The sequence below is a fragment of the Pandoraea anapnoica genome (genome assembly GCF_902459765.1).
Classification (GTDB): Bacteria; Pseudomonadota; Gammaproteobacteria; order Burkholderiales; family Burkholderiaceae; genus Pandoraea; species Pandoraea anapnoica.
Genome location: NZ_CABPSP010000017.1, coordinates 94,692 through 117,813, shown reverse-complemented (window position 1 = coordinate 117,813; position 23,122 = coordinate 94,692). Strand labels below are relative to the sequence as shown.

At 62.0% G+C, this 23,122-nt stretch carries 24 protein-coding genes; 14 read left to right on the top strand and 10 right to left on the bottom strand.

All coding sequences use genetic code 11. From position 1 onward, the window contains the following. Positions 1 to 91: 91 nt before the first annotated feature. Together PAN31117_RS23690 and PAN31117_RS23685 are read left to right on the top strand one after the other, a co-directional pair. Entirely contained in the window at positions 92 to 1,291 is a 1,200-nt protein-coding gene (locus PAN31117_RS23690) for an amino acid aminotransferase (protein ID WP_046291481.1), read from the top strand. 241 nt (positions 1,292 to 1,532) lie between these two features. Beyond that, the gene (locus PAN31117_RS23685) at positions 1,533 to 2,774 is read left to right on the top strand and encodes a polyhydroxyalkanoate depolymerase (RefSeq protein ID WP_150740368.1); all 1,242 of its coding nucleotides are present in this window, start codon (positions 1,533 to 1,535) and stop codon (positions 2,772 to 2,774) included. 125 nt (positions 2,775 to 2,899) lie between these two features. Here PAN31117_RS23685 and PAN31117_RS23680 read toward each other — a convergent pair whose 3' ends face one another. Next, on the bottom strand, positions 2,900 to 3,538 hold the full coding sequence (locus tag PAN31117_RS23680; protein WP_039399343.1) for a TetR/AcrR family transcriptional regulator: 639 nt from the start codon (positions 3,536 to 3,538) through the stop codon (positions 2,900 to 2,902). 103 nt (positions 3,539 to 3,641) lie between these two features. On the opposite strand from PAN31117_RS23680, the gene rsxB reads away from it, so the two are divergent. Together rsxB and nth are read left to right on the top strand one after the other, a co-directional pair. Continuing rightward, positions 3,642 to 4,544, top strand: coding sequence for an electron transport complex subunit RsxB (gene rsxB, locus PAN31117_RS23675; RefSeq protein WP_150740367.1), 903 nt, complete (start codon positions 3,642 to 3,644; stop codon positions 4,542 to 4,544). Positions 4,545 to 4,667: 123 nt separating this feature from the next. Continuing rightward, positions 4,668 to 5,312: an endonuclease III gene (nth, locus tag PAN31117_RS23670; RefSeq protein ID WP_150740366.1), complete on the top strand. Its 645-nt coding sequence runs from the start codon at positions 4,668 to 4,670 to the stop codon at positions 5,310 to 5,312. A 134-nt stretch (positions 5,313 to 5,446) separates the two neighbouring features. On the opposite strand, the gene PAN31117_RS23665 is transcribed toward nth, so the two are convergent. Both PAN31117_RS23665 and PAN31117_RS23660 read right to left on the bottom strand, forming a co-directional pair. Next, on the bottom strand, positions 5,447 to 6,040 hold the full coding sequence (locus PAN31117_RS23665) for a malonic semialdehyde reductase (protein ID WP_150740365.1): 594 nt from the start codon (positions 6,038 to 6,040) through the stop codon (positions 5,447 to 5,449). A 90-nt stretch (positions 6,041 to 6,130) separates the two neighbouring features. Then, entirely contained in the window at positions 6,131 to 7,081 is a 951-nt protein-coding gene (locus tag PAN31117_RS23660; protein ID WP_150740364.1) for a DMT family transporter, read from the bottom strand. Between the two features lie 166 nt (positions 7,082 to 7,247). On the opposite strand from PAN31117_RS23660, the gene PAN31117_RS23655 reads away from it, so the two are divergent. After that, positions 7,248 to 7,679 (top strand): DUF1841 family protein, encoded by a 432-nt coding sequence (locus PAN31117_RS23655; RefSeq protein ID WP_039399351.1) that lies wholly within the window; start codon positions 7,248 to 7,250, stop codon positions 7,677 to 7,679. Between the two features lie 141 nt (positions 7,680 to 7,820). On the opposite strand, the gene PAN31117_RS23650 is transcribed toward PAN31117_RS23655, so the two are convergent. Beyond that, on the bottom strand, positions 7,821 to 8,222 hold the full coding sequence (locus PAN31117_RS23650; protein ID WP_150740400.1) for a c-type cytochrome: 402 nt from the start codon (positions 8,220 to 8,222) through the stop codon (positions 7,821 to 7,823). 46 nt (positions 8,223 to 8,268) lie between these two features. Beyond that, a complete protein-coding gene (locus tag PAN31117_RS23645; RefSeq protein ID WP_370855785.1) occupies positions 8,269 to 8,583 on the bottom strand; it encodes a c-type cytochrome in 315 nt (104 codons plus the stop codon). 332 nt (positions 8,584 to 8,915) lie between these two features. On the opposite strand from PAN31117_RS23645, the gene PAN31117_RS23640 reads away from it, so the two are divergent. The 4 genes from PAN31117_RS23640 to PAN31117_RS23625 all read left to right on the top strand — a co-directional run bounded on the left by PAN31117_RS23640 (position 8,916) and on the right by PAN31117_RS23625 (position 12,707). Further along, positions 8,916 to 9,758: an AAA family ATPase gene (locus PAN31117_RS23640; protein WP_046291474.1), complete on the top strand. Its 843-nt coding sequence runs from the start codon at positions 8,916 to 8,918 to the stop codon at positions 9,756 to 9,758. Between the two features lie 13 nt (positions 9,759 to 9,771). Further along, positions 9,772 to 10,947 carry a vWA domain-containing protein gene (locus PAN31117_RS23635; protein ID WP_150740363.1) on the top strand — a complete coding sequence of 392 codons (1,176 nt, stop codon included), beginning with the start codon at positions 9,772 to 9,774 and terminating at the stop codon, positions 10,945 to 10,947. Positions 10,948 to 11,086: 139 nt separating this feature from the next. Further along, on the top strand, positions 11,087 to 12,283 hold the full coding sequence (locus PAN31117_RS23630) for a benzoate/H(+) symporter BenE family transporter (protein WP_150740362.1): 1,197 nt from the start codon (positions 11,087 to 11,089) through the stop codon (positions 12,281 to 12,283). A 79-nt stretch (positions 12,284 to 12,362) separates the two neighbouring features. Continuing rightward, positions 12,363 to 12,707, top strand: a complete 345-nt coding sequence (locus PAN31117_RS23625) for a DUF2322 family protein (RefSeq protein ID WP_150740361.1) — start codon at positions 12,363 to 12,365, stop codon at positions 12,705 to 12,707. Positions 12,708 to 12,841: 134 nt separating this feature from the next. Here the strand turns inward: PAN31117_RS23625 and PAN31117_RS23620 are convergent, their stop codons facing one another. From PAN31117_RS23620 to PAN31117_RS23600, 5 genes are all read right to left on the bottom strand, one after another. Further along, positions 12,842 to 13,684, bottom strand: a complete 843-nt coding sequence (locus PAN31117_RS23620; protein WP_150740360.1) for a class I SAM-dependent methyltransferase — start codon at positions 13,682 to 13,684, stop codon at positions 12,842 to 12,844. 127 nt (positions 13,685 to 13,811) lie between these two features. After that, entirely contained in the window at positions 13,812 to 14,336 is a 525-nt protein-coding gene (locus PAN31117_RS23615) for a DNA-deoxyinosine glycosylase (protein WP_150740359.1), read from the bottom strand. A 5-nt stretch (positions 14,337 to 14,341) separates the two neighbouring features. Further along, the gene (locus tag PAN31117_RS23610) at positions 14,342 to 14,938 is read right to left on the bottom strand and encodes a chorismate--pyruvate lyase family protein (protein ID WP_150740358.1); all 597 of its coding nucleotides are present in this window, start codon (positions 14,936 to 14,938) and stop codon (positions 14,342 to 14,344) included. A gap of 224 nt (positions 14,939 to 15,162) precedes the next feature. Beyond that, positions 15,163 to 17,049, bottom strand: coding sequence for a molecular chaperone HtpG (gene htpG / locus PAN31117_RS23605; protein ID WP_150740357.1), 1,887 nt, complete (start codon positions 17,047 to 17,049; stop codon positions 15,163 to 15,165). A gap of 282 nt (positions 17,050 to 17,331) precedes the next feature. Then, entirely contained in the window at positions 17,332 to 18,777 is a 1,446-nt protein-coding gene (locus PAN31117_RS23600) for an aminotransferase-like domain-containing protein (RefSeq protein WP_150740356.1), read from the bottom strand. 280 nt (positions 18,778 to 19,057) lie between these two features. On the opposite strand from PAN31117_RS23600, the gene PAN31117_RS23595 reads away from it, so the two are divergent. From PAN31117_RS23595 to PAN31117_RS23575, 5 genes are all read left to right on the top strand, one after another. After that, complete coding sequence (locus PAN31117_RS23595; RefSeq protein ID WP_174991092.1) at positions 19,058 to 19,429, top strand: DUF2917 domain-containing protein; 372 nt, start codon at positions 19,058 to 19,060, stop codon at positions 19,427 to 19,429. 135 nt (positions 19,430 to 19,564) lie between these two features. Further along, positions 19,565 to 20,251, top strand: a complete 687-nt coding sequence (locus PAN31117_RS23590; protein WP_150740354.1) for a VOC family protein — start codon at positions 19,565 to 19,567, stop codon at positions 20,249 to 20,251. A 77-nt stretch (positions 20,252 to 20,328) separates the two neighbouring features. Beyond that, positions 20,329 to 21,225: a DMT family transporter gene (locus PAN31117_RS23585; RefSeq protein ID WP_150740353.1), complete on the top strand. Its 897-nt coding sequence runs from the start codon at positions 20,329 to 20,331 to the stop codon at positions 21,223 to 21,225. Positions 21,226 to 21,366: 141 nt separating this feature from the next. Continuing rightward, complete coding sequence (locus PAN31117_RS23580) at positions 21,367 to 22,557, top strand: aminotransferase-like domain-containing protein (protein ID WP_150740352.1); 1,191 nt, start codon at positions 21,367 to 21,369, stop codon at positions 22,555 to 22,557. Positions 22,558 to 22,619: 62 nt separating this feature from the next. After that, on the top strand, positions 22,620 to 23,075 hold the full coding sequence (locus PAN31117_RS23575; RefSeq protein ID WP_150740351.1) for a RidA family protein: 456 nt from the start codon (positions 22,620 to 22,622) through the stop codon (positions 23,073 to 23,075). The last annotated feature ends 47 nt before the right edge of the window (positions 23,076 to 23,122 follow it).

The following is a 23,122-nucleotide window of genomic DNA, read 5'->3' as shown; positions in this document are numbered from 1 at the left end:
TAATCTTCGCTAAAATACCTCGCTGGGCCGAACCTGCGTAAGTTGCGGCCGACCCGCTGCATTTTCCTACTACCTGCCTCGAGCCGTCGAAATGACCCTCTTTTCCGCTGTCGAACTCGCCCCGCGCGACCCCATTCTTGGTCTGAACGAAGCCTACAACGCCGATCACCGCACCGATAAGGTGAACCTGGGTGTTGGCGTGTATTTCAATGCAGAAGGCAAACTGCCCCTGCTCAAGGCCGTGAAGGCAGCGGAAGAACAACGCGTGGCAGCGGGCCTGCCGCGTGGCTATCTGCCGATCGAAGGCATTGCTGCGTACGACAAGGCCGTCCAGGAAATGCTGTTCGGCAAGGAATCGCCAGTCCTGGCCGAAGGCCGCGTGATCACCGCTCAGGCACTGGGCGGTACGGGGGCGCTGAAGATCGGCGCCGATTTCCTGAAGCAACTGAACCCGAACGCCACGGTCGCCATCAGCGATCCGAGCTGGGAAAACCACCGTGCCCTGTTCACGACGGCTGGCTTTAACGTCGTGTCGTACCCGTACTACGACGCCGAATCGCACGGCGTGAACATCGCCGGCATGCTGGACATGCTCGGCAAGGAACCGGAAGGCACGATCGTCGTGCTGCACGCTTGCTGCCACAACCCGACCGGCGTCGATCTGACGATGGATCAGTGGGCGCAAGTTGTGGAAGTCGTGAAGGCCCGTAAGCTGGTGCCGTTCCTCGATATCGCCTATCAGGGCTTCGGTGACGGCATCGACGCCGACGCCGCCGTGGTGCGCCTGTTCGCCTCCACCGGCTTGAACTTCTTCGTCTCGAGCTCGTTCTCCAAGTCGTTCTCGCTGTACGGCGAACGCGTTGGTGCCCTGTCGATCGTGACGGGCAGCAAGGACGAGTCCACCCGCGTGCTCTCGCAGCTCAAGCGCGTGATCCGCACCAACTATTCGAACCCGCCGACGCACGGCGGCTCGGTCGTCGCCGCTGTGCTGGGCAACGCCGAACTGCGCGCCCTGTGGGAAGAAGAGCTCGCCGAGATGCGTGAACGTATCCGCGCGATGCGTCTGGCACTGGTCGAAAAGCTGCGTGCCCACGGTGTCGAACGTGACTTCTCGTTCGTGATCAAGCAACGCGGCATGTTCTCGTACTCCGGCCTGACGGCCGATCAGGTCGAGCGTCTGCGCGAAGAGTTCGGTATCTATGCCGTGAGCACCGGCCGTATCTGCGTGGCCGCGCTCAACGACAAGAACATCGACACCGTGGCGTCCGCCATCGCGCAAGTGCTGCGTTGATTGACGGCTTGCCGCGGTCGGTGATCGCGGCTGCCGACGCGACAGAAAGGCCCGCCCACCAGCGGGCTTTTTTTGCATCTCGAATTGTTGCATCGCAGCAACGATAGTTAATAACAATGACCTGAATAAGCTAAGACTATCGACCTGATGCAGAAATGCCATATATCAGGGTTATGCTGCGTTGCACACCCGCGATAAACGGTTGCATAATTCCCCCATCATCCGCCTCAGGGCACACAACATGCTGTATCAGATTCATGAGTACAACCGTGCGTGGCTGAATCCCCTCACCACGTGGGCAAAGGCGGCGGCGACGACTTTCGTCAACCCGGGCAGCCTGCTTGCCATGATGCCGGGCGCGCCCCGCATCGCCGCCGGATACGAATTGCTCTACCGGCTTGGCAAGGACTACGAAAAGCCCGAATTCAACATCAAGGCAGTCGAAGTGGACGGTCACAACATCCCGGTCGTGGAAATGACCGCGATGGAGAAGCCGTTCTGCCGCCTGTTGCGTTTCAAGCGATATGCGGACGACGCGAGCGCCGTGGGGCAACTCAAGGACGACCCGGTCGTGCTGGTCGTGGCCCCGCTCTCGGGTCACCATGCCACTTTGCTGCGCGACACCGTCTCTACGTTGCTTAAGGATCACAAGGTGTACATCACCGACTGGGTCGACGCGCGTATGGTGCCGCTCGATGCGGGGTCGTTCCATCTGGATGACTACGTTGCGTACATCCAGGAATTCATCCGCCACATCGGCGCTGAAAACCTGCACGTCATTTCGGTCTGCCAGCCGACGGTGCCTGTGCTCGGCGCGATCTCACTGATGGCGTCGAACGGCGAGAAGACGCCCAAGACCATGACGATGATGGGTGGCCCGATCGACGCTCGCAAGAGCCCAACGTCGGTCAACTCCCTCGCGACGAACAAGCCGTACGAATGGTTCGAGAACCACGTGATTCATGCGGTGCCTTCGAACTACCCCGGCGCCGGACGCCTCGTGTATCCGGGCTTCCTGCAGCACGCTGGCTTCGTTGCCATGAATCCGGATCGTCACCTGAAGTCGCACTGGGACTTCTATCTGGATCTGATGCGCGGCGACAGCGACGACGCCGACTCGCACCGCCGCTTTTACGACGAGTACAACGCAGTGCTCGACATGGCGGCCGAGTACTATCTCGACACCATCAAGACCGTGTTCCAGGATTTCAGCCTCGCGAGTGGTACGTGGGATGTGGCCGGTCAGCGTGTGCGTCCGCAGGACATCAAGACCACGGCGCTCTTCACTATCGAAGGCGAGCTGGACGACATCTCCGGTAGCGGGCAAACGCAAGCTGCGCACGAGCTTTGCACCGGTATCCCGGCGAAACGCCGCGCGCATTTCACCGCGCCACAGTGCGGACACTACGGGATTTTCTCCGGCAGTCGCTGGCGTAACGTGATCTATCCGCAGATTCGCGACTTCATCGCGAAGAACGCCTGACCGTCATTCGGCAATCCCGACGGACATACGAAAACCGCCGCGAGGGCATGGGCTCTCGCGGCGGTTTCCTTTTGCGGCCTTCGTATCGGTGCTAGCACCGGACGCCGCAGATCGCGGCCGTCCGCTTATCGCGTGCGCAGCGAATCCAGCAGCATCTGCGTATTGAAGGACGAGTACGTCTTTCGCGACTCGTCGCTCATGACATCGCGCCCCATCACGATGGAAAGCGTATGTCGATTCGACATCACGTAATAACCCATCGCCGAAATCGTCACGTACAGATCGACCGGATCGACGCCCTGACGAATTTCGCCACTGGCCTGACCGCGCTTGAGGGTCTGCGCGAGCAGTTCAACGATCGGCGAGACCTGCTGACGAATTTCCGTCGACTGACGCATCGACTTGGCTTCGTGCAGATTTTCGTTATTGATGAGCTGAATCAGCTCCGGGTGATCCGCGTAGTAATCCCACACGAAGTGGGCGAGTTCGGCTACGGCGTCGAGCGGCGCAAGCAAATCGAGCTTGAGCGCGTGTTCCGCGCGATTGAATTCGCCATAGACTTCTTCGAGCACGGCCAGATAAAGCTGGTCCTTGTTGCCGAAGTAGTAATAGAGCATGCGCTCATTGATGTCGGCTCGGCGTGCGATGCTGTCCACGCGAGCACCACTGGAACCACGTTCCGCAAATTCCTCGATCGCAGCGGCAAGAATGCGCTGGCGGGTGCGTTCCGGGTCACGTTTGATCTTGGTTTCTGATGTTGTCATGATCGGCCGGTCGTTCTCATCGGGCGGAATTATGGCACAACGGTTCAGTGTTTCTGCAAAATGCAGGATAATTCTAGTTTCCGCCGAATCCCCCACAAAAGACGTGTCCGAAGTCAGCGCGCTCGCTCAGCGCATCGATGCCTTATTGCCCCAGACGCAATGCACCAAATGCGGTTACGCAGGTTGCCGTCCGTACGCCGACGCTATCGCGAGCGGGCAAGCCAGCTATAACCAATGCCCGCCGGGCGGGGCCGAAGGTGTCGAGCGCCTTGCGAAGCTGCTCGGCCGTCCCATCATTGCACTCAATCCGGAGAACGGCGTCGAACGCCCGCGCCCCCGGGCCCTGATTGACGAATCGCTCTGCATCGGCTGCACCTTGTGCATTCAGGCCTGCCCGGTCGACGCCATTGTCGGCGCGGCAAAATTGATGCATACGGTCATCGAAGACCGCTGCACGGGCTGCGATCTCTGCGTACCGCCCTGCCCCGTCGACTGCATCGACATGGTGCCGGTGACCGGCGAGCGCACCGGATGGGACGCTTGGTCGCAAACGCAAGCCGACGAGGCTCGCACACACTTTGAGGCCCATCAGGCGCGTCTGCAAAAGGACAAGGCGCAGCGTGAAGCCCGTCTCGCGGCACGCGCTGCGCGCGTTGCACCGGGACCGCAAAGTACGCCCGTCGCCGATAACGTCCAGCCGCAGGTCGCGACACCGCGCACGGAGGCATCGTCGGTTTCGAATGATGGAACCGCAGGCGCAGCGGCCGCCGCCGACGAAGCGGCAACGGCAGCGGCGCGCAAACAAGCGATCATTCAGGCTGCGCTCGAACGGGCTCGCCAGAAGAAGGCCGCGCTGGCCGCTGAGGGCCTTGGTCCCAAGAACACCGAGAACGTGTCTGCAGCCGTTCAGGCGCAGATCGACGAAGCGGAAGCCCGGCGTAAGCGGCTAGGGCTTGGCGCAAGCGGCGCCACTCCCGGCACAGACAACGCCAAAGACAACGATTGATGTAGTGCTCATTTGCAAGAAGTGCGAAGCCCGGACGCTTCGAACGGGCGGCTAACCGGCCTCCGATGGATTTCGCACCGTCCCCGATAACGAGACAAACGCCACGCAACACGCGCCCCCGCCATGAACGACGCCAAACGCCGTGCCCTGTTCGAGACGCTGCAACAGCTCAATCCCACTCCGACGACGGAATTGGAATACACGTCGCCCTTCGAGTTGTTGATCGCGGTCCTGCTCTCCGCACAGGCGACCGATGTCTCGGTGAACAAAGCGACCCGCAAGCTTTACGCCGTGGCAAACACGCCCGCAAAAATGATTGCGCTGGGCGAAGCAGGCGTGTCCGATTTCATCAAGACGATCGGACTGTATCGCACGAAGGCCAAGAACGTCATCGCCACCTGCCAATTGCTACTCGAGAAGCACGGCGGGGAAGTTCCACGATCGCGTGAAGCGCTCGAAGCGTTGCCGGGGGTTGGCCGCAAGACCGCGAACGTCGTACTGAATACCGCATTCGGCGAGGACACGATTGCCGTCGATACGCATATTTTCCGTGTCGCCAACCGCACGGGACTGGCACCCGGCAAAGACCCGCTGGCCGTCGAACTGGCCCTGGAACGCTTAACGCCTCGCGAGTTCAAACACGACGCACATCACTGGCTCATCTTGCACGGCCGCTACGTATGCAAGGCCCGCAAGCCGGAGTGCTGGCATTGCGCAATCGAACCGCTCTGCGACTTCCGACCGAAAACGCCTGCGCCGAAAGGGTGACATGCCATTAGCGCTCGCCGACATCAGGCAGGGTGGCAGCACAAACAACGACGGGCGGCCCGATACCAGGGCCGCCCGTTTTGTTTGTACGCCTCACGCATCAGTCGATGCCGTGAAGCGTCACCGATCTTGCATCAGATGATGCGCGCTGCCTCTTCGAACGACAAACGCGGATTGCGGGGAAACAGCTTGTCCTGATCGCCGTAGCCCAGATTGCAGATGAAGTTCACACGCCATTCGGTGCCAGCAAAGAACGTATCGTTGACCTTCTGAGCGTCGAAACCGGCCATCGGACCGCAGTCCAGACCCAACGCGCGTGCGGCCAGAATAAAGTAGCCGCCCTGAAGCGAGCTGTTCATATGGGCTGCCCCTGCTGCCTTGGTGGCATCTCCCGAGAACATCGGCACCATCTTCTCCGCGCCGTTGGGGAACAACTTGGGCAAGTGCTCGTAGAACTTCAGGTCATACGCAATGATGGCCGTCACGGGTGCCGTACGCGTCTTGTCTACGTTCCCGGGCGCCATGCATTCGATCAGCTTCGCCTTCGCCTCCGGGCTCTTCACGAAGACAATCCGGGCGGGTGTCGTGTTGGCCGACGTCGGGCCCCACTTCACCAGATCGTAGAGTTCACGCAGCGTCTCGTCGCTGACCGGCTTGTCGAGCCACACGTTGTGCGTGCGGGCATCGGTGAACAACTGGGCGATGGCTTCTTTGGCAATGATGCTCATGACGAATGACCTCGGGTGTTGGATAGCGAACGAAGGCGATTGTACCGTTGCCGCCCGGTGGGCGCAGGCGCGCCAAAAATGCACGCGGAATCAAGCGCTTGCCGATGCCCCACGCGCAGACAGCCAGAGCACGCCCGCCAGAATGAGCGCCCCGCCCGCCCACTGTCCCGCCGTAAGCGTTTCACCGAGCAGCATGGCCGCGAGCAGCACCGTCACAACGGGCTCCAGTGTCGAGAGCATGGAGGCGCGTCCCGCGCCAAGACGTTGCAGACCGGCGAAGAAAGTCAGAATCGCAATGACCGTAGAACATACGGCAATCGCGGTGAGCGCCGCCCATCCACCGAGCTCTGCGGGCCAACGCAACGGCAGTCCCTGCGAGCTGCGTACCGCCGCCAAGACGCCGAAGGATACTGTTGCTGCGAAACAAACAAGCGTTGCCGTCGCCCGCGCGTCAACACCCCGCGTTAAACGTGCGCCCACGATGATGTATCCCGAATAGATCAGCGCGGCGGCGACCGCCAGCGCCATGCCCAGCGGCTGCCCCTGACCGCCGCCAACGGTCAGCGCCGTCCCCAGCGAGCAGAGGACCAGCGCGCCCAGCTTTACCGGCGTCAGGCGCTCATGCAGAAAAACGGCCGCCAAAAGCGTGACGAATACCGGGTAAAGGTAAAGCAGCAATGCAACGAGCGACGCCTGTGCATACTGCAACGCGCCAAAGAAACAGAGCGATTGGCCGACATAGCCGATGCCGCCCATCAGCGCGATATGCAACGACTGTCGACGCGACGGAAAGCGGACCCGCTGCATGCGGCACCAGAGCAGCAGCAGCATGGCAGCGACGAAGAAACGGAACAGCAGCATGGCGAACATGTCGGCGCCGGAAGCCGTGGCCGCGCGCGCAAAAATCGCCATCGCTCCAAACGCCGAGGCCGAGATGGCGATCAATGCGATGCCGCCCCACGCAGACGGTGGGGTGTGAGGCACGGCGGGAACGCCGTCCGGTGCAGCGCTTGCGGTGGGGATACGTGGGCTTTGCGACATGATTCGCGATTTGGGGGACAATACGGCGTGTTTTACATGCGTTATTGGCGCGTTCCGTCCATCACAGGCACGCCCGGCGTCTTACGGTATCGTGCGAACGGATTCGCCATTGTAGCCACGGCAAGGCGCGCCGCAAGACGCCTCAAAAGAACCCCACGGAGTCCCCATGTTCAATCCGAGCCGTGACGAAGTCCGGCAATTCTTCTGCACCACGTGGCAAAAGCAGCGTGACGGCAATATCCTGACGCCGCTCGAAACGATTGCCGCCGACTGGATCAACGAACACCCCGAGTACCACGACGCGCTCGCCGATACCGAAGACGCCAGCGCCCGCGATTACTCGCCGGAAGCGGGCCAGACCAACCCGTTCCTGCATCTGTCCATGCACCTCGCGATCAGCGAGCAGGTCTCCATCGATCAACCGCCCGGTATCCGCGCTGCGTATGAAAAGCTGACGAATCGACTCGACTCGCCGCACGAAGCGCAGCACCGCATCATGGAGTGTCTGGGGCAGACACTGTGGGAAGCCCAGCGCAGTGGTCAGCCGCCCGACTCGGACGCCTACCTCCAGCGTATCGAGCAGCAGGCATCGCGCTAAGCGCCCTCCGGTGGTTGCGGCCGCACGCAAACGGCGTGGCGCCGCAGGCACTCATCGCACAGCCGCCGCAACGAGAGCACGAAAGCAAACGACGGTTGCCCAGACAGCAACCGTCGTTTTTTTGTGCAGACGTCGAAATGCTTACTTTTTCGTCACGAGATCGCCGGGCAGCGACTCGATGTAAGCGGAGATGTCCTTCAGCTCCTCCGGCGTGAACGGACGCGGCTTGCCGTCCTTGTCGAGCGTCGCCGGATTCGACATGACCTGCGTCTTCATGATGGCGTTGCTGCGGCCATACACCAGACTGTGTTCGTTCTGGTACGCACGCAACGCGTTATAGACGTAATCCGCGTACTGACCAGCCAGCTTCGGGTATTCCGGGGTGATCGGCGCGTTCAGGTTGGCGCCGTGGCAACTGGCGCACATGCCTTTGTCGACGAGCGCCTTACCGTTGGCGATATTGCCCGCGGCGACTGCGTTGCCGCTCGTTGCGGCGAGCGTCGCGCCCAGCACCAGGGACACCGCCGCAGCGGCCTTTGCCATCGAATGCATCGAATGCTTCATCGTGTTCTCCTCAGCCACGCACGTTTTACTTCTGGGGATTGACCGGCGTCGACGCCGTCTGCGCCGCGTAGTACGCGGCGATGTCGACGATGTCCTGTTCGGTCAACGTGGCTGCGATGCCATGCATCGTCTGAAACTTGCGATCGCCCTTCGCGTATTCCTTCAGGGCGTTTTCGATGTACTTCGCGTTCTGTCCGCCGATCTTGGGGACGTGATACACCTCGGGGAACGCGGTGCGATAGTCGGCAATGCCGTGGCAGCCAATGCACATGGCCACCTTGCTCTTTGCCGCCTCCATATCAGGCTTGAGTTCGGCCGCATGAAGGGCGCTGACCGACATGAACGACGTGCTGCCAAGCGCCAGCGCCATCATCGTGAGGAACTTTTTCATGGTCTTCTTGGGAACGTTTTTGGTTGGAATACCGGCCCGCAACACGCAGATCGACGTCCCGGCTCCAAGGCGGTCGACCTGTGAAAAAAGCAATCGATTGTAACCCACACCCTCCGAGGCGCAAACTCGGTGCTGACCCGCACAGTTCTCCGAAGTTTTTTCGCAAGCCATTGATGTCAATGCACATTTTCAACGTGCGAGCGAGCCATATGCGCAATGTCTTATACTGAACTTTTTCCCTGCCCGGCCGGTTGGCCGGCTGTTTGCGGACGGCTCTGACAATGCGCTTCGAAGGCTCTTCCCAATACGTCGCCACCGACGACCTCAAGCTCGCCGTGAATGCGGCGGCCACGCTGCAACGACCGCTGCTCATCAAGGGCGAACCCGGCACCGGCAAGACCATGCTCGCCGAGGAAGTGGCCGCAGCACTCGATATGCCGCTGCTGCAATGGCATGTGAAGTCGACTACCAAGGCGCAGCAGGGGCTCTACGAATACGACGCCGTCTCGCGGCTGCGCGATTCGCAACTGGGTGACGAGCGCGTTCGCGACATCGCCAACTACATCGTCAAGGGCGTGCTCTGGCAAGCGTTCGAGGCCGACCAGCCTGTCGTGTTGCTGATCGACGAGATCGACAAGGCCGACATCGAATTCCCCAACGACTTGCTGCGTGAACTGGATCGCATGGAGTTCTACGTCTACGAGACGCGAGAACTGGTGAAAGCTCGCCACCGTCCGCTCGTCATCATCACGTCGAACAACGAGAAGGAACTGCCCGACGCCTTCCTGCGCCGCTGCTTCTTCCACTACATCAAGTTCCCTGAACCGGCGACGATGCAGTCGATCATCGACGTCCACTTCCCGAACATCCGTCGCGAACTGGTGAACGCCGCCATGGCGACGTTCTTCGAAGTGCGCGAGATCCCGGGCCTGAAGAAAAAGCCGTCGACGTCGGAACTGATCGACTGGCTCAAGTTGCTGATGGCCGAGGAAATCGGCCCGGAAGCGCTTCGCAGCGCCGACAACAAACTGGCCATTCCGCCGCTTGCGGGCGCTTTGCTCAAGAACGAGCAGGACATGCACCTGTTCGAGCGGCTCGTCTTCATGAATCGCGCCAACCGATAAGCGCGCCCACGTCATGCTGATCGACTTCTTCTACACCTTGCGCGCGGCAAAACTGCCGGTCTCGGTCAAGGAATACCTGACGCTGCTCGAAGCGCTTCAGCGTCAGGTGATCGCGCCCTCGCTCGACGAGTTCTACTATCTGGCGCGCCTCTCGCTCATCAAGGACGAGAAGCACTACGACAAGTTCGATCAGGCGTTCGGCGCGTACTTCAAAGGCGTGCAGAAAATCGTCGACGCCTCCGGCGAAGTGCCGCTCGATTGGCTCAAGAAGCGGATGCAACGCGAGCTGTCCCCTGAAGACAAAGCACGTATTCAGGCGCTGGGTGGACTCGACAAGCTCATGGAACGTCTGAAGCAACTGTTCGACGAGCAGAAGGGGCGGCATGAAGGCGGCAGCAAGTGGATCGGCACGGGCGGCACATCGCCGTTCGGCAACGGCGGCTTCAATCCCGAAGGCATCCGCATCGGCGGCGAGAGCAACGGCAATCGCACCGCAGTCAAGGTATGGGACCAACGTACGTACCGCGACTACGACGACACCGTAGAGCTCGGCACACGCAACATCAAGGTTGCGCTGCGCCGCCTACGTAAGTTCGCGCGCGAAGGGGCGGCCGAGGAACTCGATCTCGCCGACACGATTCGCTCCACGGCGGCCAATGCAGGCTGGCTCGATCTGAAGTTGGTGCCCGAACGTCACAATAACGTGAAGGTGCTGATGCTGCTCGACGTGGGCGGGTCGATGGACGATCACATTGCGCGCACGGAAGAACTCTTTTCGGCCGCAAAGTCGGAATTCAAGCATCTCGAGTTCTACTATTTCCACAACTGCGTCTACGACTATCTCTGGCGGCAGAACCGCCGCCGTCACAACGAGCGATTCGAGACGTGGGACGTGCTGCGCAAATATCCGGCCGACTATAAGCTGATTTTCGTGGGCGATGCGACGATGAGTCCGTACGAAGTGCTGCAACCGGGTGGCTCCGTCGAGTACAACAACAAGGAAGCCGGTGCAGTCTGGCTGCGTCGCTTCATCGACCGGTTCCCGCGTCACGCATGGCTCAATCCCGAGCCGGAAGCCATTTGGCAATATCGTCAGTCGATTTCGGTGATCCGTCAGCTCTTCGCGAATCGTATGTTTCCGATTACGCTGGCGGGGCTGGAATCGGCCATACGGGTGCTAAGCAAGTAACCTCGAAGTCCCCGCATCACGGCAGACACACCGCAGAGACACGGCATAGATCGCGCCGTCCGCACGCAACGGCACGCCGCACTATGCGGCGGAACCGCAGTACATCACAACAACAACGCAACCAAAGAGACAGCACGCCATGACGTCGAGCACCACTCCCCTGCCCCCGCTGCGGCCGCTGGCGGACACGTCGCCGTCAGCCGTCGTGGCTGGCTTCGTGGCGATGATGACCGGCTACACCAGCTCGCTCATCCTCATGTTTCAGGCCGGACAAGCCGCCCATCTCACGCCAGCGCAAATTTCGTCGTGGATCTGGGCGCTGTCCATCGGCATGGGATTGACGACCATCGGGCTATCGCTTCGCTACCGCACACCCGTCGTTGTCGCGTGGTCGACGCCGGGAGCCGCCCTGCTGATTACGTCGCTACCAGGTGTGCCGTACGGCGAGGCCATCGGCGCGTTCATCGTCTGCAACGCGCTCATCGCAATCTGCGGACTGACGGGGGGCTTCGAAACGATCATGCGGCGCGTGCCGCCCGCGTTGGCGTCCGCGCTGCTGGCGGGCATTCTGTTTCGCATCGGGCTGGAAATTTTCGTCGCCGCGCAGCACCAGACGGCACTCGTGCTCTCCATGTTCTTCACGTACCTCATCGTCAAGCGACTCGCCTCGCGCTACGCCATCTTGTTGGCGCTGATCGTGGGCACCGCCGTTGCCGGCGGACTGGGCTTGCTCGATTTCAGTCATTTCAATGTGTCGCTGGCAAAGCCCGTATGGACCACGCCGTCGTTCTCGTTGTCGGCGACGATCAGCATCGCGATCCCGCTGTTCGTGGTGGCCATGGCGTCGCAGAACGTACCGGGACTCGCCGTCCTGCGTGCGGACGGTTACAACGTCCCCGCATCGCCGTTGATTTCGACGACCGGCATCGCGTCGGTGCTGCTCGCGCCGTTCGGCTCGCACGGCATCCATCTCGCAGCCATCACGGCGGCCATCTGCACGGGACGCGAAGCGCACGAAGATCCCGCGAAGCGCTATACGGCGGCGGTGTGGTCGGGCGCCTTCTATCTGATCGCAGGAACGTTCGGCGCGACCATCGCGGCGTTGTTTGCAGCGTTTCCGAAGGCACTGGTCGTCTCCATTGCAGCACTGGCCCTGTTCGGCTCGATCATGAACGGGCTGGCGAATGCCATGCACGACACGAAGCAGCGCGAAGCGGCGCTCATCACGTTCATGGTGACCGCCTCAGGCCTCACGTTGCTCTCCATCGGGTCCGCCTTCTGGGGACTGATCGCCGGGGTGGTCACGCTGGCGATTCTGCAATGGCGACGCACCTGATCCCGACCAGGCCGGGGTGATAACATTCGGCCCGCAACGATTTCAATTCATCTGACGTAACCGCAGGAGCAGCACAACCATGGCAGTCATCGAACCGACCCCGGTGTTCAAGGAAAACCTGGCCCAGATGGCCTCCATCGGCAGCATCGAAGGCATCGCGCGCATCGACCTGCGCAATGCTGGCGGCGCCGTCGTGGGCACCATCGAAAACGCACCAGGCAAGCAAGGCTCGCTCGCGGTCTACCACTACCTCAAGCAAGCCTTCGGTACGCTCGACGCCAAGGCCGCCGAGCATGCGCTGGCTGTTTTCGGTGAGCACACCGCCGATGCGCGTAACCGTCCGGGCGCGCACCCGAACGTCGACCGTCTGCTGGCGATCGTTGCCGGTGGCGAAGCGCTGACGATCGACGAAATCGCCGCCTGACGCAGGCGCACGGTCCCCGCGCTTCGGGACCGCGCGTCGCACAAAAGAAAAAGCCAGCCTCTCGGCTGGCTTTTTTGCGTCTGCCGCAAACTGCGGCTTCTGCGATACAGAGATGCGTAGCTACGCGGTCAACGTCAGACCGTCAGTACCGGACCGCCGTCGCCATTCTTCTCGCGAAGTTGCTTGACCCAACGCTTTGCAGGCAGGCCGGTCGCGGCTTCCACCACCTTGGCGCGCGCTTCCACGTCCTTCCATTCCACCGACAGCAGCGGACCGTTGAACGCGAGCACGATGACGTTGCCGTCATGCACTTCCGGAAATTCGATCACGCGGTTGTCGAACGCCTGACGCAGACGACGGATGTTCTTCGGATAGCTGTCGTGATCGCCAAAGAGGTTCATCGTCAGCATGCCCGGCTCGCGCAACGTGGCACGGCACGCCTTGTAGAACGCCGGGGTGTCATGGACCGGGCCGCGCGCGGTGGCGTCGTACAGGTCGATTTGCAGGACGTCGACAGAAGCGTGATTTGCGGTATCGGTGACGTAGTCCCATGCATCCGCTTCCAGCACCTTCAATCGACGCGAATCGCTCGGCAGATCGAACATCGTGCGGGCAGCGACGACAACTGCCGGGTTCAGTTCAACCGCCGTCACTTGCGTACGCGGGAACTGCTTGGCCGAGAACTTCGTGATCGAGCCAGTGCCAAGGCCCAGTTGCACCACATGCTTCGGTGCGCGCATGAACAGCAACCACGCCATCATCTGCTGCGCGTATTCCAGCTCGATACGATCCGGCTTCGACAGACGCATCGCCCCTTGCACCCATTCCGTACCGAAATGCAGGTAACGCACGCCACCGATTTCAGAGAACGTCACCGGCGCGAAACGCGGCTTGTACGTGGGACGCGGTGAACGGGCGGCACGGTCGTCGGCGACGAACGCTTCGGCTTCGATGGATTTGCGTTTGATGAGGGTCATGTGTCCTTCAGTATTGCTCGGGATATTCCGATGGGTTCGCATTGTACCGGGTTCACGCGCTTCGCCCGTCGGCGACGGGGTCCTCCCTCTGCAAGCGCGACGTTTCACTTCACCCTCAGCGAGCGGATTAGACGTCCGGCGTCCCCAGCCAGTCACGCAGTACGAGCCAAGCGTCGCGTTTAGTCGCGAACGGGATCGTATAGGCGGGGCTGCTCGAGGGTAGCAGCACGACCGGCAACGGCACGTTGCCCTGGGCGAGTGCACGCTGGCCGATGCGCGCTGCCGTGCCGCCATTGAAAGCGACCGCTCGCAGCGACGGCAAGGTGCTGATCAGGCCCGCGAGGTCGCTGCCCGCATGCAAGCGGATGTTGCTGTCGAGACTGCCCTCGCGACGCGCCTCCGCCACAACATCCCAAAGCCCCACGCCGTGGGCGCGTAGCGCGTCAAGGCGCGCATCGTAGGGCAGCGTCGGCAGGGATTCGCCCAGGACCTCGCCCACCAGATGCCAGAAACGATTTTGTGGATGCGCGTAGTACTGCTGGTGCGCGAGCGAGACCTCGCCGGGCAAACTGCCGAGGATCAGGACACGCGTGTTGGTGTCCACCACCGGCGGGAAGTTGCGTTTGAGTTGGGGCGCGGACGGCGTCGGCATGGCGCTCAATCGTTCACCATCTCGCCATGCAAGGCTTGCAAACGACGCCAGAAGCGCGGCAGAAACGCCTCGGTGACGAGCAGCGGCGCACCATGACGCAAGAACACCGAACGACGCGCCCACAACCGCGCGCGCGGGTTCGTGCCGACGAGTGGATCCCGTGCATCGCGTCGCGCACGACCGTGCAACAGATGGCGTGGGCCCAGCGGGCTCGACACCAGCACGGATCGCGTGACCGTGGGATCGTGATAGAGCAGATCGGCGAGCGGACGGGTGCGCAGGCGGCGCATCGCCTGCCAGATTGAACGGCTATGCGCGAGCGGCGTGACGCTGTGCGCCACAACGACCGGCTCGTCGTCAATCAGCAAGATGACGTCGCGCGCCCACATCGGCGTGCGCAGCGGCACGCCAATCGCACGGCATTGATCTGCGTCGGCGGGCATCACCCGTTCGGCCACCACCCGCACGCTCACCCGGCCGAGCGTGGACAAATGACGCGTGAGTGCGCCACCCCGGGTCAGCCAGTCCTTGTGACGACGCGACAGCGCCGGTGCCGGGACAGCCTGCCAGCGCCGCCCGCTTACATCGAATCGGAAAGTCATGGCTCGGCATTATAAGGGGGCAACGTGTCGGCGCGCCGCTCACGCGGCCCTCGTCTGCCGCTCGCTGCGGTCCACGCAAGCATAGGCCCTGCCGACCTTCGCCGAACTCCATCAGATAAGAAAAAGCCCCCGCGACATTTCGTCACGGGGGCCTTCATCGCTACGAGGACAACACTACGCAGACGGCGTTACGTCAAAACCGTCCCGTCATCTGCGCTACGCAATCAGCGTGCTGACAGCAGCAAGGCGTTGGTACGCTTCACGAACGCCGCCGGATCTTCCAGATTGCCGCCTTCGGCCAGCAACGCCTGTTCGAACAGAAGTTGCGTCCAGTCGGAGAGGTCGGCGCTCTCTGCCGTGAGACGCTTGATCAGAGCGTGCTCCGGGTTGATCTCGAGAATCGGACGGAACTCCGGCATCTTCTGACCGGCCGCCTTCATCAAGCGTTGAAGGGTGCCGCTCATGTCGTTCTCGTCGGACACCAGACACGACGGCGAATCGGTCAGACGGAACGTCACCCGCACATCCTTAGCCTTGTCGGCGAGCACTTCCTTCATCTTGTCGACGAGCGGCTTGAGGTCGTCGCTGGTCTTCTCCTGCGCTTCCTTCTCGCCAGCGTCTTCCAGCGCGCCCAGGTCCAGATCGCCGCGTGCCACGCTCACGAGCGCCTTGCCGTCGAACTCATGGACGTAAGAGAGCATCCATTCGTCGACACGGTCGGTCAGCAGCAACACTTCCACACCCTTCTTGCGAAACACCTCAAGATGCGGGCTGTGACTTGCGGCCACCCAGTTCTCCGCCGTCACGTAGTAAATCTTGTCCTGACCTTCCTTCATGCGGCTGACGTAATCGGCCAGCGATACCGTCTGCTCGGCAGAATCGTTGTGCGTGCTCGCGAAACGCAGCAGCTTGGCAATGCGATCGCGGTTGGCATGATCTTCGCCCGCGCCTTCCTTGAGTACCTGACCGAATGCGCCCCAGAACTGCGTGTATTTGTCCTGCTGATTCTCCGCCAGATCTTCCAGCAGACCCAGCACGCGTTTCGCGCACCCTTCGCGGATAGCCTTCACGTCACGGCTTTCCTGAAGAATTTCGCGCGAGACGTTCAGTGGCAGATCTGCCGAATCGACGACCCCGCGCACAAAGCGGAGGTAGTTCGGGAGAAGTTGCTCCGCATCGTCCATGATGAAGACGCGCTTCACGTACAGCTTCAGGCCACCTTGCGAATTGCGATCCCACAGGTCGTACGGCGCGTGACCGGGCACGTACAGCAGTTGCGTATACTCGCTGCGCCCCTCTACGCGGTTATGCGTCCATGCCAGCGGCGCTTGCATGTCGTGCGCGATGTGCTGGTAGAACTGCGTGTACTGCTCGTCGGTAATCTCGCTCTTGCTGCGGGTCCACAACGCGCTCGCCTGATTGACGGTTTCGTCCGTCTCGGCGGGGACCATCGCCTGCTTTTCTTCGTCCCACGACTCGCCGCGCATCACGATCGGCAGTGAAATATGGTCCGAATACTTGCGGATGATCGATTGCAATTGCCACGACGACAGCAACTCGTCTTCGCCCTCACGCAGATGAAGCGTGATGGCGGTGCCGCGCGGCGCACGTTCGATGGTCTCGACGGAGAAGTCGCCCTCGCCTGCCGACGACCAGCGCACGCCCTCTGCGGCGGGCAGCCCGGCGCGACGCGATTCGACCGTCATTCGCTCGGCGACGATGAAGCCCGAGTAGAACCCCACACCGAACTGACCGATGAGGGCGGCGTCCTTCTGCTGATCGCCGGACAGGTTCGAGAAGAATTCCTTGGTGCCGGACTTGGCGATGGTGCCGAGGTGCGCAACGGCTTCATCGCGGCTCATGCCAATGCCGTTGTCTTCGATGGTGATGGTGCGGGCGTCCTTGTCGAACGACACGCGAATCTTGAGTTCCGGATCCTGCTCATACAGCGCTGCGTTGTTGATCGCTTCGAAGCGCAGCTTGTCGGCGGCATCCGAAGCGTTGGAGATCAGTTCGCGCAGGAAGATTTCCTTGTTGCTGTACAGCGAATGAATCATCAGTTGCAGGAGCTGTTTGACTTCTGCCTGAAAGCTCATGGTTTCTTGCGCCATGGTCGGGAACCCTCATGAATCGGTGAGATGAATGGAATGTCCAGCGTGTCAATCTGGACCGCCGCCGGACGCACTTGCGCGCGCGCTGCCGCAACGGCGGTACAGGTCGGAACATAGGGACGGGCGGCGCGCATTTCAAGGCCGCCAGCGAGGTTAATTCAGGGCTATTTTGCTGACGAACGGGCCAAATTAGCGAAAAAAGCGGCAAGACCCGGCAAAAACCCAAAGCAAGGGCAGGAATACGGGCTTACCGCAGGCATATCGGCCATGGTTGCTAACGCCTTATGCCGCCAACTCCAGCTGGCGCGACAGGAACGACAGCATGGACGGATCGCTGCAACAGGCGATATTCATGCGCATCCATGTGCTGGGCGCCTGACGCGGCGAGAACAACGCCCCCGGCGCAAACAGGAAACCGGCCTCGTGCCCGGCAGCCGCAATGGCGTTGGTGTCCATGCCAGTGTCAGCCCAGAAGAACATGCCGGAGGTCGGTTCGCCGAACATGCGCAACCCCATACGCTCCAGATTGCGCCTCGCGCCGTCGCGGACCTCGTCCAGACGGGTGCGCAACCGCTCCACATGTCGCCGGTAATGCCCTTCCGTCAGCGCTTTGTAGACAATGCGCTCATTGATTTCCGGCGTGGTCGATCCCGACAGCATTTTGTGATCGACGAAGGTCTTCGCCAACTCCGGCGAACAGGCGACGAACGCCACCCGCAGATTCGCCGCGAGGGTCTTCGAAAAGCTCCCCATGTAGATCACGCGCTTGAGCTGATCGAGACTCGCAAGACGCGCCACCTGCTGATGCGGCGGACACAGATCGCAGTAAATATCGTCTTCCAGCACCATGAAGTCGTACTGCTCGGCAAGACGCAGAATCTGGAATGCGCGGGCGGGCGTCAGCGACGTACCCGTCGGGTTCTGCAGAATCGAATTCAGGATGAGCAGCTTGGGGCGGTGCTCCTGCACGAGCCGCTCCAGCGCCTGCATGTCGAGGCCGTCCGGCGTATAGGGCACGCCGATCGTATTGGCGCCCTGTGACGCGATGCGGCCGAACACGACGAACCACGCCGGATCACCTACCAGCACCGTATCGCCAGCACGTACGTACAGCCGCAACAAGAAGTCCACGGCCTGCGTAATCCCGGACGTCAACACGATCTGGTCGGGTCGCGCGCCGATTTCGAGTTCCGCGAGTTGCGTCTGAAGTTGGACACGCAGCGGCAGAAAGCCCAGCGGATTGCCCGCCTGAAGCAGATGTGCGCTCGACTGTCGGCTCATCGAACGCATCGCGGACGTCATCATGTCGGCGTCAAGCAACGTCGCAGGCAGATATCCCATGCCCGGACCACGCTCGGGCGCCACCTGATGCAGCATGCTACGCACGAGCCAGGCGACGTCGAGCGGCCCCTGCGTGACCATCGGTGCAGCCGCATTTTGCGGCGGCATAACGGGTCGCTCGCGTACGTAGAAACCGGACCCGCGTCGGGCTTCGAGATACCCCTGCGCCACCAGTCGCTCGTACGCTTCGACAACGGAGAAACGCGAAACGCGTTTGTCTTCCGCCAGCGAGCGGATCGACGGCATACGCATGCCCGGCAGGAAAACCCGCTCCTCGATACGCAGCCTTGCCCAGTGGACCAACTGATCGACAAGCGTCATTCGCGCGGTGTCCAGCGCGGCGTTGTCCGCAAGAATCAGCGGAGAAATGCGGTTCGTTGTCGTCATCGTCATTCACCTGTATCGCGCCCCGGCAGGCCACGCGAGATGCGCATCACGCGCCGGTCGCGCCCGCGCGCGCAGTGCTTCGGGGAGCAGCGATCGGCGCTCCCCATCCGGTTGACAGCCCCACTCGCATCGAAGTGTCTGCCCCTGCCGCTCATGGATCGCCACTCTACGCCAGTCAGTTTCCCTGTCAACTCTTAACTGTACCGAGAATTACCTCATGATCTGTATCGGTACTGTACCGGCGTTAACCGATAAAGTGTCCTCTCAACTGGAGACCGCCATGCGTGAAATCCGACTCTTCGAACTGGACCGGGAACAGACTGTCGTTTGGCAGAGCCCGGCTGCTGAACGGCCGCAGTCGCTGCAAGTGTTGCAGGGCCTGCTCTGGCTGACCGTGGAAGGCGAGCCGCACGACCATTGGCTGCGTGCGGGCGAGAGCTTCGAGATTCGCGGCGGGCAGCGCGTGTGGCTGGGCACCTGGCAGGAAAGGGCACGCATGCGCGTGAGTCAGCCCGCAAAGACGCTTTCTGCGTCCGGCAGCGGACGCATGCTGGGCAACGGCTTGCGGCTGGTGTGGCGCAGCCTTGCGGTACGTCTGGCTCGTCGAACGAAGCGGGCGGGCGGAACGTTGGCGCGACTTTCGCGCGGGTAACACTGTACGCGCATGTCGTGCTGCTGACCGCTCCGGCCGAACCTTGCAGATACAGGCCTCGGAAGACGCGGCATCGGCGCGCAGGCAGAGTAAGCTATCGTTTTTTGTCGCCCGTCTTTGCTGCCCGAACCGAACATGACCGCACCTCACGCCCTGAAACTGGACCATCTTGTCGTCGCCGCAGAAACGCTGGAAGCGGGCGAAGCGCACGTCATCGAGCAACTCGGCCTCACGGATGTCGTGCCGCAACGCGGTGGGAAGCACGCACGCATGGGGACGCACAACAGTTTGCTGGGTCTGTGGGGCGGCGCCTATCTGGAGATCATCGCGATCGATCCGGAAGCACCCGCACCGGGCCGTGCGCGCTGGTTCGGACTCGACGACGAAACCGTTCGGGCGCGCCTCGCGCGCGGTCCGTACCTGGCGAACTGGGTTGCGCGCGTCGAGCGTCCGCGCTCGCTGCCGCGCTGGCAGGCACAGTATCCGCAACGTCTCGCCCCCGCGATTGCGATGCAGCGCGGCGCACTGACCTGGCAGATCGGGGTGCCCGACGACGGTAGTCTGCCGTCGTGGCAAGGCGCGGGGCAGGGTCTGCTGCCTACGCTGATCCAGTGGGATTCGCCTCAACATCCGGCAGATGCGTTGCCGCCCGCGGATTGCGCCATCATCACGCTGCGGGGGTTCCATCCGCAGGCGACGGTGATCGCAGAACAATTGCAGTGGTTGGGTGCCGATGCCCTCGTCAACGTCGAAGCGACGCTGGTCGAGCCGTCGCTCGCCGCAGAAATCGAAACCCCCAACGGCCCGCGCACCTTGCGTTAGGCCGCGACCGATCCCAACGCCCGGCACAGTGCATGGCGGGCGGACAACATAGAAACAGAGAACCACGAGGCGACACCATGAATTCGCGCGAATCCCGGGGCATGCTGATCGGATTGATCGGCGTGCTCATCTTCAGTCTGACGTTGCCCATGACGCGCATCGTCGTGGCGGAAGTCAATCCGCTGCTCAACGGACTGGGACGCGCGCTGGTTGCGGCCGTCTTCGCGGGCGCGCTGCTCTGGTGGCGCAAGGAACCGTGGCCGACGTGGCCGCAGGTCAAGAGTCTGGCCATCACGTCGCTCGGCGTGATCATCGCCTTCCCCGTTTTCTCGGCGTGGGCCATGAAAACCATCCCCGCGTCCCACGGGGCGGTGGTCAACGGCCTGCAGCCCTTCTTCGTCGCGATCTACGCTTATTGGCTGGGTGGCGAACGTCCTTCGCGTGGCTTCTGGGTGTTTGCCCTGCTCGGCAGCGCCCTCGTCATTGCCTTCGCGCTTCGTGCCGGTGGCGGTAGCCTGCATGCAGCGGACGGACTGATGCTGCTGGCCGTCGTCATTGGCGCGCTGGGTTATGCAGAGGGCGGCAAGCTCGCGCGCGACATGGGCGGCTGGCAAGTGATCTGCTGGGCACTCGTCGTCTGCGCACCGGTGTTGCTGGTGCCGGTCGGCTGGCTCGCGTGGCAGCAGCCGTGGCCTGTGAGCGGCAAAGCCTGGGGCGCGTTCGCCTACGTCACCCTCTTCTCGCAGTTCATCGGCTTCTTCGCCTGGTATGCCGGTCTCGCCATGGGCGGAATCGCGCGCGTGGGCCAAGTACAATTGCTTCAGATTTTCTTCACGATTGCGTTGTCCGCGCTCTTTTTCGGCGAACAAGTCGATGCGGTCACCTGGCTGTTTGCCGCCGGTGTCGTACTGACCATCGCACTCGGCAAAAACATGAAGATCGGCGCCTCGCGACTCACGGGCAAACCGGTCTGACGACACGTCGCGGCGCATGCGATCCCTGCGCCGCGATGGGTCAGCCCCCTGACGTTGCGCCTGCCTTCACGCGCCCGGCACCCGCAACGCTCGATACTCGCGGCCGCTCAGAAAAGGCCGCACTCTCAAAGCGAGACCATCATGCACGATTGGCAATATTCCGAACGCGCCCGCAATCTGACCAGCTCGGCCATTCGCGAGATTCTCAAGGTAACCGAGCGCCCGGACGTCATTTCCTTTGCTGGCGGCCTGCCCTCGCCCGCCACGTTTCCCGTCGCACAAATGCGGGCCGCCGCTGATCGCGTCCTGACTGAATCGCCGCAAGCGGCGCTGCAATACAGTGCGACAGAAGGCTTCGCGCCCCTGCGCGAATGGGTCGCCAAGCGCTACTCACGCGACGGCCTGACGGTTGCGCCTGAGAACGTACTGATCACCACCGGCTCGCAGCAAGGTCTCGATCTGATCGGCAAGATCTTCATCGACGAGGGCAGCCGCGTCCTTGTCGAGGCACCGAGCTATCTGGGCGCACTGCAATCGTTTTCGCTGTTCGCACCGAAGTACGTACCGGTGCCGACAGACGATCACGGCCTGCTGCCCGAGGCACTGACGCCGGAACTGGTGGCAGGCGCGCGCTTCCTGTACGCCATGCCGAACTTCCAGAACCCGACGGGACGACGTCTGCCGATGGCACGCCGCGAGGCGCTGGCCACCATCGCCAAACGTGACGGCCTGGCCATCATCGAAGATGATCCCTATGGCGAACTCGACTACGAAGGCCAGCGTTTGCCGAGCCTCATGTCGCTCGCGCCAGAGCATGTGCTGTACATGGGATCGTTCTCCAAGGTGCTCGCGCCCGGGTTGCGACTCGGTTTCATCATCGGCCCGAAGGCGGTGATCGCCAAGCTCGTGCAGGCCAAGCAGGCCGCCGATCTGCATACGCCCAGCCTGACGCAACGCATCGCATACGAAGTGGTCAAGGATGGCTTTCTCGACACGCACATCCCGTCGATTCGCACGCTCTACGCCGCACAGGCGCAGGCCATGCTCGCTTCGCTGAAGAAGCACATGCCAGCCGACGCCACATGGACCACGCCCGCAGGCGGCATGTTCATCTGGTTGACATTGCCCGCAGGCATCGACACCATGCAGTTGCTGGAAAAAGCGATCGCACAGAATGTCGCGTTCGTGCCCGGCGCGCCCTTCTATGTGGGGACGCCGCAATCGAATACGCTTCGACTGTCATTCGTCACGGTGCCGCCCGAGAAAATCGAAATCGGTGTCGCGCGTCTTGGCGCGCTGATTGCCGACGCGCTCACGCGACGCGCCGCCTGATCCGTCATCGGATTCGATGATCCGTGATTTGAACCATTAACGAATTTGCAAGGAAGCCGTACATGTCCGTCTACGACAAACTGAAGCAATTGGGTATCGAGCTGCCGTCGTCCGCCACCCCCGCCGCCGCGTACGTGATGGCCGCCCAGACCGGCAACACCGTGTTCCTCTCGGGCCACCTGCCCAAGAAGGACGGCAAGATCTGGACCGGCAAGCTCGGTCAGGACGTCAGCGTCGAAGACGGCAAGGCTGCGGCGCGAGCCGCCGCCATCGAACTGATCGCCACGTTGCACGCCCACACGGGCGACCTGAACAAGGTCAAGCGCATTGTGAAGCTGATGAGCCTCGTCAACTCGACGCAGGAATTCACCGAGCAGCATCTGGTGACGAACGGTGCATCGGAACTGTTCGGCGAAGTCTTCGGCGACGCAGGCAAGCACGCCCGCTCGGCCTTCGGCGTGGCGCAGATTCCGCTGGGCGCGTGCGTCGAAATCGAACTGATCGCCGAACTTGCCTGACGGCACGCTGCGTACGTGGGTGATCGTTTGCATCACGCGAATCTGCG